The sequence below is a fragment of the Polynucleobacter aenigmaticus genome (genome assembly GCF_002206635.1).
GTDB classification, from domain to species: domain Bacteria; phylum Pseudomonadota; class Gammaproteobacteria; order Burkholderiales; family Burkholderiaceae; genus Polynucleobacter; species Polynucleobacter aenigmaticus.
In genome coordinates this window covers 123,974-138,878 of the sequence record NZ_NGUO01000008.1, presented here as the reverse complement: position 1 = coordinate 138,878, position 14,905 = coordinate 123,974, and the positions used below count along the sequence as shown (strand labels likewise).

The 14,905-nt window shown below is 43.4% G+C and carries 14 protein-coding genes; 13 read left to right on the top strand and 1 reads right to left on the bottom strand.

Annotated features, from left to right (window positions below):
• The first annotated feature begins 22 nt into the window (after nucleotides 1–22).
• The 13 genes from CBI30_RS11360 (at nucleotide 23) to CBI30_RS05355 (ending at nucleotide 14,019) form a co-directional block, all read left to right on the top strand.
• Complete coding sequence (locus CBI30_RS11360) at nucleotides 23–2,062, top strand: methyl-accepting chemotaxis protein (RefSeq protein WP_088527293.1); 2,040 nt, start codon at nucleotides 23–25, stop codon at nucleotides 2,060–2,062.
• A 34-nt stretch (nucleotides 2,063–2,096) separates the two neighbouring features.
• Nucleotides 2,097–2,951: a CheR family methyltransferase gene (locus CBI30_RS05410; protein WP_088527292.1), complete on the top strand. Its 855-nt coding sequence runs from the start codon at nucleotides 2,097–2,099 to the stop codon at nucleotides 2,949–2,951.
• Nucleotides 2,941–3,570 carry a chemoreceptor glutamine deamidase CheD gene (gene cheD, locus CBI30_RS05405; RefSeq protein WP_088527291.1) on the top strand — a complete coding sequence of 210 codons (630 nt, stop codon included), beginning with the start codon at nucleotides 2,941–2,943 and terminating at the stop codon, nucleotides 3,568–3,570. The genes CBI30_RS05410 and cheD overlap by 11 nt, the downstream gene beginning before the upstream one ends.
• 39 nt (nucleotides 3,571–3,609) lie before the next feature.
• On the top strand, nucleotides 3,610–4,680 hold the full coding sequence (locus CBI30_RS05400) for a protein-glutamate methylesterase/protein-glutamine glutaminase (protein ID WP_088527290.1): 1,071 nt from the start codon (nucleotides 3,610–3,612) through the stop codon (nucleotides 4,678–4,680).
• Nucleotides 4,681–4,856: 176 nt separating this feature from the next.
• A complete protein-coding gene (gene cheY / locus CBI30_RS05395) occupies nucleotides 4,857–5,276 on the top strand; it encodes a chemotaxis response regulator CheY (protein WP_088527289.1) in 420 nt (139 codons plus the stop codon).
• On the top strand, nucleotides 5,273–5,926 hold the full coding sequence (gene cheZ / locus CBI30_RS05390) for a protein phosphatase CheZ (protein WP_088527288.1): 654 nt from the start codon (nucleotides 5,273–5,275) through the stop codon (nucleotides 5,924–5,926). Before cheY ends, cheZ begins: the two co-directional genes overlap by 4 nt.
• Before the next feature lie 439 nt (nucleotides 5,927–6,365).
• Complete coding sequence (flhB, locus tag CBI30_RS05385; RefSeq protein WP_088527287.1) at nucleotides 6,366–7,526, top strand: flagellar biosynthesis protein FlhB; 1,161 nt, start codon at nucleotides 6,366–6,368, stop codon at nucleotides 7,524–7,526.
• Nucleotides 7,523–9,601 carry a flagellar biosynthesis protein FlhA gene (flhA, locus tag CBI30_RS05380; protein WP_088527286.1) on the top strand — a complete coding sequence of 693 codons (2,079 nt, stop codon included), beginning with the start codon at nucleotides 7,523–7,525 and terminating at the stop codon, nucleotides 9,599–9,601. Before flhB ends, flhA begins: the two co-directional genes overlap by 4 nt.
• Entirely contained in the window at nucleotides 9,598–10,935 is a 1,338-nt protein-coding gene (gene flhF / locus CBI30_RS05375; protein WP_088527285.1) for a flagellar biosynthesis GTPase FlhF, read from the top strand. The genes flhA and flhF overlap by 4 nt, the downstream gene beginning before the upstream one ends.
• Nucleotides 10,928–11,746, top strand: a complete 819-nt coding sequence (locus CBI30_RS05370) for a MinD/ParA family ATP-binding protein (protein WP_088527284.1) — start codon at nucleotides 10,928–10,930, stop codon at nucleotides 11,744–11,746. The genes flhF and CBI30_RS05370 overlap by 8 nt, the downstream gene beginning before the upstream one ends.
• Nucleotides 11,747–11,754: 8 nt before the next feature.
• Nucleotides 11,755–12,489 (top strand): RNA polymerase sigma factor FliA, encoded by a 735-nt coding sequence (locus CBI30_RS05365; protein WP_088527283.1) that lies wholly within the window; start codon nucleotides 11,755–11,757, stop codon nucleotides 12,487–12,489.
• A complete protein-coding gene (locus CBI30_RS05360; protein ID WP_088527282.1) occupies nucleotides 12,471–13,211 on the top strand; it encodes a flagellar motor protein in 741 nt (246 codons plus the stop codon). The genes CBI30_RS05365 and CBI30_RS05360 overlap by 19 nt, the downstream gene beginning before the upstream one ends.
• Before the next feature lie 7 nt (nucleotides 13,212–13,218).
• Nucleotides 13,219–14,019, top strand: a complete 801-nt coding sequence (locus CBI30_RS05355; protein WP_088527281.1) for a flagellar motor protein MotB — start codon at nucleotides 13,219–13,221, stop codon at nucleotides 14,017–14,019.
• A 94-nt stretch (nucleotides 14,020–14,113) separates the two neighbouring features.
• Here the strand turns inward: CBI30_RS05355 and CBI30_RS05350 are convergent, their stop codons facing one another.
• On the bottom strand, nucleotides 14,114–14,902 hold the full coding sequence (locus CBI30_RS05350; RefSeq protein WP_088527280.1) for a ParA family protein: 789 nt from the start codon (nucleotides 14,900–14,902) through the stop codon (nucleotides 14,114–14,116).
• Nucleotides 14,903–14,905 lie beyond the last annotated feature (3 nt).

Here is a 14,905-nt window from a genome sequence, read left to right as displayed (position 1 = left end):
TAGTAATTTATAGGAAATCATCATGTTCTCAAATTTGAGCGCGAGAAAAAAATTAATGGGCATTGTTGCCATTGCCACTCTAGCTATGGCTGCTATCACCATGCTGGCCAATATTGGGCTTTACCATTCTGCAGAAAATATCAAATCGATTTACGAAGATCGGATGGTTCCTATTCGTAATTTAAATGCTATTTCAGGCCTTTTGCTGGATGACCAAAATTTACTAAAATCTGCCATTTATGACAGTAAGCCAATGGCTGGTTCGCCTGAATCTGAGGGCACCCTCCAATTGATGGGCATCTTAGAAAAGAATATATCCTCATCGGATGGATTGTGGAAAAATTTTCTAGCTACAGCCTTAACGCCTGAAGAGAAGTTATTGGCTAAGAAATTTTCTGAGAGTTATACAAAATTACTTAATACTGTTTTAAAACCAGCGATGGTGTATATACAGGGTAACAATGTGAATGAGGCAGTTAAATTAAGCTCGCATATTACCGAATTAATTAATGGAGCCAACCTAGAGATTGATGGATTGGTAAAGCTTCAATTTGATCTTGCACTTGAAGCGTATAGGGAGAGCGTCAGCCGCTTTCAGAGCGCCCTAATTATTAGCCTATTAATAACACTCTCTAGCTTTGGAGTAATGACTTGGTTTGGATTCAATATTACCCAATCTCTCAAACGAAGCTTGGGTGGTGAACCGGAGGAGTTAACCAAAACTTTAAATCGCATCGCCAGTGGAGATCTCGATTTTAGGATTCAGCTAGAGCATGGCGACCACTCTAGCGCTCTTGCAGCCATTAAATCTATACAGGAAAAATTCAAACTACTATATCTCGATACCCAGATTTTAGAAAAATCCGTTATCGAGGGCCATACGAATACGCGTATTCACGCCGAACAACATCAAGGTGATTTCAAAATTATGGTTGAGCGCATTAATTCTACGCTTGATACTACCGCGCAAGCTGCCTTAAGCCTTGAGGCAGACCATCATGCTGTAAATAAGCAAATTCTGATGAATTATGTGGAGGAAATACAAACCATTGTGATGGCGGCAAAGAATAATAACCTTACACTGCGAATCCCCATGAGTGGAAAGACCGGTGAAATTGGGCTTCTCTGCAATAGCCTCAATGAACTTCTCGATAGTATGGAAGAAATTATTTCGCAAATTAAAGATGCTAGCGAAACAATTAATACCGCCACCAAGGAAATATCCATCGGAAACGCAGATCTCTCTCAACGAACAGAGGAGCAGGCTGCGTCTTTAGAAGAAACCGCCTCGAGTATGGAAGAGCTCGCATCAACAGTTAAACAAAATGCAGAAAATGCCAAACAGGCTAACCTATCCGCCATTACCGCCTCGGAAGTTGCGCTTCGAGGTGGTAAAGCAATCAAAGATGTGGTTGCTACCATGGTCAACATCAATAATAGTGCCAGCAAAATTGAAGATATCGTTTCTGTAATTGATGGCATTGCATTTCAAACCAATATCTTGGCTTTGAATGCGGCTGTTGAAGCAGCCAGAGCAGGTGAGCAAGGTCGTGGATTTGCTGTGGTGGCCGCTGAAGTGCGAAATCTTGCGCAGCGCTCTGCTTCAGCTGCTAAAGAAATTAAAGGGCTCATTGGTGCCTCAGTAAAAAATACTGCCCAAGGCTACGATCAAGTTGAAAAGGCGGGTCAAACTATGGAAGAGATTGTAATTTCTACCCAGCGTGTATCCGATATCATCGCAGAAATTACCGCTGCTTCGTTAGAGCAAAGCTCGGGAATTGATCAGGTTAATAATGCGGTTGGTCAAATGGATAGCGTTACCCAGCAAAATGCTGCCTTAGTTGAACAAGCTGCAGCGGCTGCGGAATCTCTTATGGAGCAATCTAATATGCTCTCCCAGTCAGTTAGTCAATTTACCGTCAAGGGTGACGATCATCGCCCATCTCGAGAAACTCTACGCCCCACGTTTAGAAGCGAAGCCGTAGCCGAGAAACTGGCTAAACCTCACATCTCAGCGGCAACAAAAAATTCAACCGAAGATGCCGATTGGGAATTATTTTAATCGTCAAAGAGATTAAGTTAAGCAAGTTCATGCTATGAATATTTTAAATAAATCTGACCGAGAATTTGATTTTACGAATGAGGATTTTACTAGAGCGAGAAAGTTAATTTATCAATATGCAGGAATTGCACTAGCAGAAACAAAAGCAGAGTTAGTATATGGGCGCTTAAGTCGCATTCTTCGCAACCAAGGAATTCGATCTTTTAAAGAGTATCTAGATTCCTTGATGGGCACACACAACCAGAGAGCCCTGGAAGAGTTTATTAATGCGCTCACAACTAATTTAACCTCCTTCTTCCGCGAGAATCACCATTTCCCCATTCTGGCTGAACACCTAGCCAGCCTGAATGCACCAATCACCATTTGGTGCTGCGCTGCCTCCACAGGAGAGGAGCCCTACTCCATTGCCATGACTGCTTGCGAGGTATTTGAAACCGTTACCCCACCAGTCAAAATTATTGCCACTGATATCGATACCAACGTGTTGCTACAAGCAGAAAGTGGCATTTTCTCTTCTCATCGCATAAGCAAGCTATCAGAGGATCGTCGCGAACAATTTTTCCTCAGGGGAACTGGCAAACAGGAGGGATTTGTTAAGATCCGTCAAGAACTGAGGAATTTAGTTAGCTACCAGCATCTCAACTTATTAAATCATCGCTGGCCGCTTCATAATGCATTTGACGCTATTTTTTGCCGTAATGTCATGATTTATTTTGACAAAACTACACAAACGAAAATCCTACATCAATTTCTACCTCTGATGAAGCCTCATGCACTAATTTTTTTTGGTCACTCAGAAAATTTTATGTATCAGTCGGAAGACCTCAAGCTTTGCGGTAAGACCGTTTACAAACTAAAACAGCAAGCAAATACGCATCATGCTCTCTAAACGTACAGCCTTAAACCCCCCTACCGAAGCGATCTCTCAAAACCTCTACTTTGATAAAACCTTTAATTGTGAAGCGGTGAAGATCGCGCCGGGTGAATATTATTTCACCAATAAAAATATGGCAATCGTTACCGTCCTAGGATCGTGTGTCTCGGCCTGTATTACTGATATTAAAAACGGTATTGGCGGCATGAATCACTATATGTTGCCCGATAGTGCTATCCATAAAAAAGATGACCCCTCATCAGAGATGATGCGCTATGGATCATATGCAATGGAAATTTTAATTAATGAAATCCTAAAAAATGGAGGACGGCGAGAAAATTTGGAGGCAAAGATATTCGGTGGAGGTAACGTTCTTCATGGATTTAACGCCTTAAATATCGGGGAGCGTAATGCCATTTTTGTACGCAAATATTTAATGGATGAAGGTATACGAATCACCGGTGAGGATTTAGTAGAGTCCTATTCCCGCAAAGTATATTTCTTCCCGAAAACTGCCGAAGTTTTTGTAAAAAAAATTAAGCTCTCCAGCAACCTCAAACTCATCAAACGCGAAAAGAAATACGCTCAACACATCAATACTAAAAGTATTTCCGGTGATATTGAATTATTTTAATCTGCGTACGAACTCTTACTCCAAAATACCATCTTATAAATGAAAACTAAAGTACTTGTCATTGATGACTCTGCGCTAATTCGTAGCCTTCTATCCGAGATTATCAATAGCTATCCCGACATGCAGGTAGTTGCCACTGCTCCCGACCCCTTAATTGCTCGAGATCTGATCAAGCTACATAATCCCGATGTACTCACACTGGATATTGAAATGCCAAAGATGGATGGCTTGGATTTTCTTGAGCGATTGATGCGACTTCGCCCTATGCCAGTAGTGATGGTTTCCACCCTAACGGAGCGTGGCTCTGAAATAACTATGCGCGCTCTAGAGCTTGGCGCCGTTGACTTTGTTACCAAACCAAAACTAGCGATTGTTGATGGGATCCGAGAGTACTCGGATCTCATTGCAGATAAAATTCGCGCCGCCTCAAAAGCGAAGATAAAAGCTACTGCAGCACCATCTATAGAGCTGGGGAAATCAAATACTCCAAATACCGCTTTAAAGAATCAAAATTTAAGCAATGAGAAGCTCATTATTATTGGCGCCTCAACAGGAGGCACCGTTGCCATTAAGTCCTTCCTTACTGAAATGCCATCAGATTGCCCTGGTATATTAATCACCCAGCATATGCCAGCAGGCTTTACCAAATCCTTTGCAAATAGATTGGATTCAATATGCGAAATCCACGTTAAAGAGGCGGAGGATGGTGATGTCATCAAGCCTGGTCATGCCTATATCGCCCCAGGCGGAATGCATATGAGCGTTACGAGAGTTGGTGATAATTTTTGTACGAAAATCGATAACAATAGCCCCGTAAATCGTCATAAACCTTCGGTTGATGTGCTATTTAGCTCTGCTGCTGCAGTGGTTGGAAAAAATGCCATCGGCATCATTCTTACGGGTATGGGCAAGGATGGCGCAGTAGGAATGATGCATATGAAAGAAGCAGGCGCATTTAATCTTGCGCAGAATGAAGAAACTTGTGTTGTGTATGGCATGCCAAAAGAAGCTATTGCCGCTGGTGGTGTACATCAAATTGCTGGTATTGGCGATATACCCAACTTAGTCATAAGCCACTTAAATCGGTCTGGACGAGCATCAACAAATTAGATATTTAGACCTACAACCGACGCTAATTCATATCCTAAATTAAGCCAATTTTACTGCTTAGATTTCAGTTTTAAAACGATATACCTTGGTTAATAATTTCCAATTTGCGTAACTGTCACTAACTCGAATAAGGGCAATTACACCCCACTTATTTAATTCCTTCGAAAGACTTTTCCATGGAGCAGGCAACGGTCGCAGATCCAAACACCAGATTCCTGATAGTGGATGATTTCTCCACCATGCGCAGAATCATTCGCAATATACTTAAAGAGCTGGGATTTACTAATGTAGATGAAGCTGAAGATGGAGTTATTGCTTTAAATAAACTCAAAAACAGCACTTTTGAGTTTATTCTTTGTGACTGGAATATGCCCAATATGGATGGCCTCACCTTGCTTAAGAAAGTGAGAGCTGATTCAGATTTATCCACCGTTCCATTTCTCATGGTTACAGCAGAAGCCAAAAAAGAAAATATCATCTCAGCAGCACAGGCTGGTGCCAACGGTTACATTGTCAAGCCCTTCACCGCAGCAACCCTGGATGAAAAGCTTGTGAAAATCTTTGAAAAAATGAGTAAAGTAAAGGCTTCAGTGTGAGTGATTCCATTGAAGTTAGCCCTGATGCATCAGCCGTAGCTACAGATCATGAAATAATTCTTAATCGTGTCGGTCATGTTACGCGGATGCTCCATGACAATCTTAGTGATTTAGGGTTCGATAAAATACTCGAGCAAGTGGCCACTAAAATACCTGATGCCCGAGATAGACTTAATTACGTTGCGCGTATGACTGAGCAAGCCGCAGTTAGGGTTCTTAATGCCACTGACCTTGCTAACCCCTTGCAAGATGGGTTAGCAAGACAAGCTCGGGAACTGAAGCAATGTTGGGAGGAAACCCTTTTAGTACCATCAGTTCAGAGCGAGTACAGCGCAGCAGCTGAAAAAACAGTTTTTTTTCTTCAAAAAACAGAAGAGAGTACAACCCGAACCAAAGAGCTCCTCATGGAGATCATGATGGCTCAGGACTTCCAAGATTTAACAGGTCAAGTTATTAAGCGGGTAACTGTATTGGCACAAGAAATTGAGCAGCAACTTGTTCAAGTCCTCATTGATTTTTCTCCAAGCTCCGCTAAAGACGATACTGAAAAAAGCCTCATGAACGGACCGCAGATTAACCCTGAACAGACCAAAGATATAGTGTCCTCCCAAGAACAAGTGGATGATTTATTAGATAGCTTTGGTTTTTAGTTGCACTCAGCTTAGACCCCCCCCCACACACACAACTGATCCGCAAGAATCGTATAACAATTCAAAATATCAACGCGTTTAATGATCCTCATAAGGATGCCATCTACAGTTATCACTTCAGTTGGGGCATTGTATTGCCTGCAATTCACAAAATAAATGCACAACTTCAAAATGGATACGGAGCTAGCACAGTCTGAGTAGTGGCAACAGCAGCTATCGCCAAATTGATAGAAGATCAAACATATGAAATCAGTATGGCGGTCGCAGCATTTACCCCCTCTATATTATTTCCATGTCAGCTACTCCGACCTATTAACGGCAAAAATTTCTCGAACTTTAATAAAAAGAGGGCTTTACCCTCTTATTCCATCAATTCAGATAGCGGCCCATCACCGACAATTTCCTTTATTAGTCATTGACGTAAGTCTAAGGAAGCGTAGTGTCGGAAGAAAGCGATTTAGAAAAGACTGAAGATGCCTCGCCCTCGCGTATTGAAAAAGCACGCGAGGAAGGTGATATTCCCCGCTCCAGGGAGCTTGCTACTTGTGCAGTCCTTTTTGCCGCAGGTCTGAGTATGTTGTCGCTCGGCGGGCAATTTAATAAAACCCTCAAGGGTGTACTGGGTAGCGGACTAACATTTGATCGTGAAATGGCGTTTAGCAATACCTTGCCCCTTACACGCATGACTGAGCTTGTGAGCGATGTTTTATTTTCTTTCGCTCCTTTAGGGCTGATCCTGATGGCAGTTGCTATTGGATCACCCATTCTGGTTGGCGGCTGGAATTTCAGTGGCAAGCTCCTGATGCCCAATTTTAATCGCCTTAACCCAATTAAGGGCATCACCAACTTAGTATCGACAAACGCCTTGGTTGAGCTCATTAAGGCAATTGTTAAAGCAAGTTTGGTTGGTATTGTTGCTTATCTGGTTATCTCTAGCTACTTTCCCTCCTTAATTCATCTTTCCCTTATTCCACTGGATGCAGGCATCGCCCAAACCGAGGATTTTTTAATTCGCGCCTTCTTGATTACTGTGGGCGCCCTAGTATTTGTTGCTGCACTAGATGTGCCCTATCAGCTTTACCACTATGCAAACAAAATGAAAATGAGCAAAGAGGAGATAAAGCAGGAATCTAAGGAAAGTAACGGTAATCCCGAAATTAAAGCTCGCTTACGCCAACAGCAACGAGAGATGGCGAGACGCCGCATGATGTCGCAAATCCCCAATGCAGATGTCATCATCACCAACCCAACTCACTACGCCGTTGCCATTCAATATGCTGAAGGTAGCATGCGAGCACCCAAAGTAATTGCCAAGGGGTCGGATGCGGTTGCACTTCGCATTCGGGAGATCGCCAAAGACAATAAGGTGCTCATATTGGAGTCGCCTAAATTGGCTCGCGCTATTTATACACATACCGAGCTTGATCAGGAGATCCCAGAGGCCTTATATCTTGCAGTCGCTGAAATTTTAGCCTTTGTATTTCAAGTACGAAATTACAACGGTCGCGATGGTACTTACCCAAATCAACCTACCAATATGGACATTCCCGATGAATTAGATCCCCATCACAATGTCAATGCCTTGGGTATAGCTGCATGAGTAATATTGCATTTAGTGCATGGACAGAAAAACTGAATACCAAGTTACTAGCTGGCCCATTAATCATCGTACTTTTGTTGTCGATGATGATTTTGCCTTTACCAGCAATCGCACTAGATATTCTATTTACATTCAATATTGCACTATCCATCATGGTGCTATTAATTGGTCTGCAAACCTCAAAACCACTCGATTTCTTAGCCTTTCCAACCGTTCTATTGGTAACCACATTGTTGCGCCTTTCGCTCAACGTGGCATCCACACGTGTGGTTCTGACAGAAGGCCACAATGGTCCCGATGCTGCCGGCAAGGTCATTGAGGCATTTGGCCATGTTTTGATTGGTGGCAACTACACCGTAGGTATCGTAGTTTTTATCATTCTGACCATTGTCAATTTTACGGTAATCACCAAGGGTGCTGGCCGCATTGCTGAAGTAGGAGCTCGATTTACCTTAGATGCAATGCCCGGTAAACAGATGGCCATTGATGCTGATTTAAATGCTGGCCTCATCGGTGAAGATGATGCACGTAAACGCCGTACCGAAGTTGGGCAGGAAGCAGAATTCTATGGCGCCATGGATGGAGCCAGTAAATACGTCCGAGGTGATGCGATTGCCGGCATTCTCGTAATCATCATCAATATTCTGGGCGGTCTGATTGTGGGTGTTGTTCAACATAATCTGAGTTTTACGGAAGCCGTAAAGAACTACACCTTGCTGGCCATCGGCGATGGTTTGGTTGCCCAAATTCCCTCACTGATTATTTCCGTTGCTGCTGGTGTGGTTGTTTCACGCGTTGGCAATAGTCAAGATCTAGGGACGCAGCTCACCAAGCAATTATTTTCAAACCCGAAGGTATTGAAGGCTACGGCCGTCATCCTTGGCGGGATGGGCCTTATACCCGGGATGCCGCATTTAGCCTTTATTTTATTGGCCGCCCTTCTCTACGGAATCTCATATTTAACTGAAAAACAAGAACGGAAGATGGCTATAGCCAGTGATATAACAATGACAGAGCCCGCCCCTGAAGGCAAAGAAGCCACCTGGAGTGATGTAGTCCCAGTAGATATTTTGGGTCTAGAGGTGGGCTTTAGATTGGTGCCCTTAGTTGATATTAATCAAGGCGGGGATTTATTAAAGCGCATTAAAGCCTTGCGCAAAAAATTTGCACAAGATGTCGGTTTTCTTACGTCAGCAGTACACATTTGCGATAACTTAGAATTAAAACCAAACGCCTACAGCATCAAGCTAAAGGGGGTCGAGCTAGCCTCCGGTGAATCATTTAACGGTCAGTTCCTAGCTATTAATCCCGGCTTTGTGCAAGGGCAACTCCCTGGCCCAGTCACAACTGATCCCGCATTTGGCTTGCCAGCCACCTGGATTGATAACAAGATGCGTGAACAAGCACAAAGTATGGGGTATACCGTGGTGGATGCCAGTACGGTGATTGCCACTCACCTCAATCACGTTATTGGCATGAATGCCTCTGAACTACTAGGACGGCAAGAAGTGCAGCAGTTGATGGATATGCTTGCCAAAGAGTCTCCCAAGCTTGCAGAAGACTTCATACCCAAAATGCTCCCCCTTGGAACTTTACAAAAAGTATTGCAAAACTTGCTGGTGGAAGGTGTACCCATTCGGGATATGCGTACCATCGTGGAAGCCTTATCAGAAAATGCACATCAAATCCAAGATGCTACCGAGCTGACTAGCAAGGTACGCATCCGCCTTGGCAGAGCTATTGTGCAGCAGCTATTTCCAAATACTAATGAAATGTCTGTTATCTCATTAGATAACGGATTAGAGCGCCTACTCATGCAAGCAATGCAAAACAATAATGAGGGAAGCTCTATTGAGCCTGGCCTTGCCCAAACATTAGCTCGACAAGCAGAGCAAGCCTCACGACTACAAGAGCAGATGGGGTTTACTCCAGTGCTATTAGTGGCAGCGCCATTGCGAACTACTTTGGCTAAATTTCTAAGACGCGTCATCCCAAACTTGCGCGTACTTTCTCATGAAGAATTACCAGATTCAAAAACAATCCGCGTTACTAATCTCATTGGAGGTGCAGCATGAACATCAAACGATTCCTGGCCAAAAGTTCACGTGAAGCAATGAACATGGTTCGAAACGAACTAGGCGAAGATGCCACCATCATCTCAAACCGCTTGGTAGCTGGCGGAAATGAAATATTAGCAATGCACAGCGAGGAAATGAATCATTTAATCAATAGTGCAAAAGTAACCCCTAATGCAAAAGCAGAGCATCAATTTGAAGTGGGTATTGTTCATACGCAGGCCAGTCCAATCAATTTCAGCAGAAAAAAAGTAGATACTCAAAAGCTCCAGGAACTAGCTACTATTTTTAATATTAAGCCGAGCTTGCGTAAAACTATTCAGGCAGACGTACCCCCTTCAAGGCCTCTGACCCAAAAAAATGAGCCATCTAAAACACCAGAAATCGCGGCTGTAGTCGATGAAATTCGTCAAATGCGTGACTTATTCTCAAGTCAGCTGACCGAAATATCTTGGGGCACTACACAACACCGTAACCCGGTAAAAAAAGAATTGTTGCGCACAATGATGTCAGCAGGATTTAGCGCTGGTTTAGCAAAACGAATTACAGATAAATGCCCAAGCGATTACTCTCAAGGTGAAGCTCTTCCCTGGGCAAAAAAATTGATCTCAAGAAATATACAAGTAATTAGTGATGAAGCTGAAATTCTGGATTCTGGCGGCATATTTGCCTTGCTTGGCCCAACTGGAGTTGGCAAAACGACGACCGTAGCAAAAATGGCAGCTCGTTATGTTATGAAACATGGTCCTGAAAATTTAGCCCTTATCACCACTGATGCATATCGCATTGGTGGTCACGAGCAACTACGTATTTACGGCAAGATATTAGGAGTGATGGTTCATGCAGTCAAAGATGAGGCAGATCTCAAGTTGGCACTACGGGAATTCAAAGGAAAGCATACGGTATTAATCGATACAGTCGGACTTAGCCAAAAAGATGCCATGGTAAGTGAGCAACTCACCATGCTCTTTAATGCAGATAGTCGCATAAAAAAATTACTCTGTCTAAATGCCGGTAATGCGATTGAAACATTGAATGACGTTACTAAAGCCTACCTTGGTAGAGGTTTTGATGGATGCATTATTACCAAAATAGACGAGGCAGTAACCTTGGGTGGCGTACTCAATGTCGTGATGCAGCACAAGCTAAAGGTGCATTACCTTACAAATGGTCAACGAGTTCCTGAGGATATTGAACTAATGAATAAAGAGGATATTCTTTTTCAGGCTTTCAATACCAATAGAGGTCGCATTGACCTATCGAGTCTCAGTGATGACGATTTGCCGTACATAGTTGCCAATAGCGAACGAGAATATCGAGTTAGCCATGCTTGATTTTTCACGTGATCAAGCTGATAGCTTGCGCAAAGTGATGAATGGCCCAAAGCAGCGCGTCATCTCCTTAATTACCGCAACCGGAGAAAAAGATGAGTCCGGCGTCTTTTCAAATATAGCCACAGCATTAGCACAACAAGGTGTCAATGTCCTACTCACCTTCGCTAAAGCAAACTCAAATCAAGAAATATTGGCTTATAAGCTAGGGGCGCAATCCTCGATCGTAGAGCACCTCCTATATGGAACAGAGCCACATAATTTAGCCGCTCAAAAAGTTGGTCAGTTTGCGAGCTTGCGTCTTTTCCCAAGGCATAGTGAAGGAAATACACGAGATGTGGCCTTCATTTCAAATCTTAATGATTATTTCTCAAAATTAGCCGCACTCTACGACCTTGTTTTAATTGATGCGGAAGTGACCACTAAAAGCGCACCTCTACTGGGAATTATGAATTTAGGTGAAATTGTGGTTCATCTTAATGACCAGCCTGAATCTATAAAGCGTGCGTACGGCATTATTAAGCAACTGAGGTCAGGGCTTGGTTCACGCCCATTTGGAGTACTCATTAGCGCTGAGAATGAATCCATTTCACGCAGAGTCTTTAAAAATATTGAGCGAGTTGCACTGTCTTATTTGCAAACCCCTCTAGAATTTATTGGAAATATTGTCCCAAGCCATCAAGTACATACTGAAAATTGGCCATCAAGAATCAATATTGAAAGCCGCGTTAACCAATCATCGGGCGCTGCCATCCAGCAGCTACTCGCTAGCATGGGCCCTAGCAACTATCCATACAGCCTTACCGCTAAATAAGGTCATCTATGTATACGGCTACGGGCAAGATCAACGATGCTGAAGGTATAGTCATTCAATATGCCGATCTAGTCAAAAAAATGGCCTATCAAGTCAAGGCCAAACTTCCTGCTAGCGTAGAGATTGACGACCTGATCCAGGCCGGCATGATAGGTCTGCTTGATGCCGCTAGCCGATATCAGGAAAATAAAGGCGCTCAATTTAAAACCTATGCATCGCAACGTATTCATGGGTCGATGATGGATGAATTACGAAGTGCGGATTGGTTGCCAAGAGGCATTAGAAAGCAAATGCGTGATGTAGAAAAGGCTATACATGGGCTACAACAACGCTTGGGCAGAGCGCCCACTGAGTCAGAAGTCGCAATGCAATTAAAAATCAGCATTAGCGACTACCACCAACTTCTTACCGAATGTGGTGGCCATCAACTTATTTACTTTGAGGATTTTCAAAAAACGGATGACGAAGATCATTTTTTAGATCGCCATGTCAAAAATGACTCGAGCGATGTGATCAATGTATTGCTCGCAAGGGGCTTTAAGGGTGCCCTTAAAGATGCCGTGGATAAGCTACCTGAACGTGAAAAATTACTGATGGGACTGTATTACGAGCAAGAACTAAATTTGAAAGAAATTGGCGCCGTCATGAATGTGACTGAATCGCGCGTATCCCAACTGCATAGCCAAGCAGTGGCCCGGATACGCTCAATACTTAAAGAGCAATTATGGACTGGGCCAGCATAGGCGGTTTAACCCTCGCACTACTAGGTATTTTTATTGGCCAATCCATTGATGGCGGAAAACTTTCGTCCCTTCTACAGCCCTCAGCATTTGTGATTGTTGTTTTCGGAACGTTCGGGGCGGTTTTATTGCAAAGCAAGTCCGCCAATTTCCTTAGCGCCCTAAATCAAATTCGCTGGATTTTTATCAACCCAGTCGATAATCGCTTGGAGATTGCACATCGCATTTCTATGTGGAGCTCAGTAGCCCGAAAAGAAGGCACGCTCCACTTAGAGCGCTTTTTAGATGATGAGCCAGATCCTCTAACCCAAAAATGTCTACGCCTAGTGATTGATGGAATAGCCCCTCAAACCATCCGTGATATTTGTGAGAACGAATTACATCAATACGAAGTGAATCAGCGTAGCGCAATTAAAGTATGGGATTCTGCAGGAAGCTATGCCCCTACCATTGGCATCTTGGCGGCGGTCATTGGGCTCATTCACGTCATGGAAAATCTAGCTGATCCAGCGATGCTTGGTAGCGGTATTGCAGTTGCTTTTGTAGCAACTATCTACGGTGTAGGTTTAGCTAATCTTGTTTTTATACCAATTGCCAATAAGTTAAAAGGGATTACCCAAACTGAGGTTTCAAGATATGAAATGATTATCGATTCCCTCTCATCGATAGCTAATGGCGAACACACTATCATTATTGATGAGCGTCTTTCTGGATACTTAATCTAAGTCGGCAATGAAGCGAAGAGTTCGGCAACCAGAAGAGATAGAGCACCATGATCGGTGGCTTGTATCGTATTCCGACTTTATTACCTTATTGTTTGCCTTTTTTGTGGTGATGTACTCGAGCTCTTCGGTCAATCAAAGCAAATATAGTCAATTATCTAGCTCCATGAATAGCGCCTTCAATCCTACTAAAAGTAAATCACTTGACAATAAAGAACCTGGGGGTTCGACCGAGAATTCAGAGTTTAAAGATAAGCAAATCAGTAAAATTCCCGCAATAATCGATCCCATCCTCTCCTCTAAATCAAAAAACAATCTCGCATTGATCAAGATGGAAAAAGACCTAACTAAGGCTCTAAAGCCTCTCATTCTTGCCGGGAAAATTGGAGTATCACAAACCCCGAGAGGGATCCGTATCGACATTAAAGACAGCTACCTCTTTAATCCTGGGTCCACCAAAATCGCCAATACAGAAGGCTTGGACACCTTAGAGCAAATCGCACCCATACTCCTAAATAGTGGCCAATCTATTGCAATTGAAGGGCATACAGACAATGCTCCAATTAAAAACAAATCATTTCCATCCAACTGGGAGCTTTCTGCAATTCGTGCCACAACCGTTCTCAATGTCTTTTCTCAAAAAGGTATTAGCGAAGACCGCCTAAGCGCAAGCGGCTTTGGGGCATCTCGGCCAATCGCCTCAAACGATACCGCTGAGAGCAAGGCGAGCAATCGCAGAGTTTCCATCATGATTTTGCGAGATAAAGCTGAGCAGCCAGGGTCGGATTTGCTGCAAACAAAGGGGGAGTAGATCTAAGAGCCCACCCCCTCTTCAAGTTTAGGGACCTCTTTTTGGCGCTCTATCCCTCAACCAACCCCAAAAAAAATGGGAGCAGATTTTTTCCCTAAAGGATTTGGTTAATGGAGATGGCTTGTCTAGCTTCGATTAAGTCTAATATGCCTTGAGCCAAATCAGCAAAATCTTTTGCGCCACGACTTTTAGGCGAATGATAGCGGATCGGCTTTCCTACAGCAAATGCCTCAGCAAGAGCAATGTCATTGCGAATACCCCGTAAGACCCTCGAGGCTCCGAATTGCCTACTGACATCCCCCTTAGTGGCATGATGTTGACGAACTTTCTGAGAGCTCATAATCGGTAAAAAACCGGCAATCTTTAATGTTCGATTTTCTCGAGAAATTACCTTAAATAGTACTCGCATCAGCTGTCGCAATCCTTCGTATGACAGTGGGTGAGGGACAAACGGAACCAGAATGAAATTAGCTGCTGTCAATGCGTTTAATAAGAGAACGTCATGCGACGGCGGTGTATCCATAATCACCACATCATAACTAGAGGCTAGCTCCAGTTCGGCGAAGCTATTAACCAATAAGCGAGGGTCTCGCAGTCCACTACCATGCTCAAATAAGGTATCTGCTGGGGCGATACTTAAATTAGCAAAATTAGTAATATGAATGGTTTTTGATAGAGGTGTTCCAGGCTTAGAAAAAAGATCATGAATGGTCGGTGAATCTGAAGTCAATTTCAAACCTAAACCTACCGCGCAATGTCCTTGAGAGTCCAAGTCAATCAGAAGCACCCTCTTACCAATAGCCGCAAGCTCTGCGGCTAAATTGACCGATACAGTTGTCTTTCCTGTACCGCCTTTGCGATTCGATATGACGAGCTTAAACACAAA

Coding starts and splice junctions, on each gene's coding strand:
- CBI30_RS05370 (WP_088527284.1), top strand. CDS start 10,928: ATGCTTGATTTTTCACGTGATCAAGCTGATAGCTTGCGCAAAGTGATG.
- flhA (WP_088527286.1), top strand. CDS start 7,523: ATGAGTAATATTGCATTTAGTGCATGGACAGAAAAACTGAATACCAAG.
- CBI30_RS05360 (WP_088527282.1), top strand. CDS start 12,471: ATGGACTGGGCCAGCATAGGCGGTTTAACCCTCGCACTACTAGGTATT.
- CBI30_RS05365 (WP_088527283.1), top strand. CDS start 11,755: ATGTATACGGCTACGGGCAAGATCAACGATGCTGAAGGTATAGTCATT.
- cheD (WP_088527291.1), top strand. CDS start 2,941: ATGCTCTCTAAACGTACAGCCTTAAACCCCCCTACCGAAGCGATCTCT.
- CBI30_RS05355 (WP_088527281.1), top strand. CDS start 13,219: ATGAAGCGAAGAGTTCGGCAACCAGAAGAGATAGAGCACCATGATCGG.
- CBI30_RS05410 (WP_088527292.1), top strand. CDS start 2,097: ATGAATATTTTAAATAAATCTGACCGAGAATTTGATTTTACGAATGAG.
- CBI30_RS11360 (WP_088527293.1), top strand. CDS start 23: ATGTTCTCAAATTTGAGCGCGAGAAAAAAATTAATGGGCATTGTTGCC.
- CBI30_RS05400 (WP_088527290.1), top strand. CDS start 3,610: ATGAAAACTAAAGTACTTGTCATTGATGACTCTGCGCTAATTCGTAGC.
- cheY (WP_088527289.1), top strand. CDS start 4,857: ATGGAGCAGGCAACGGTCGCAGATCCAAACACCAGATTCCTGATAGTG.
- flhF (WP_088527285.1), top strand. CDS start 9,598: ATGAACATCAAACGATTCCTGGCCAAAAGTTCACGTGAAGCAATGAAC.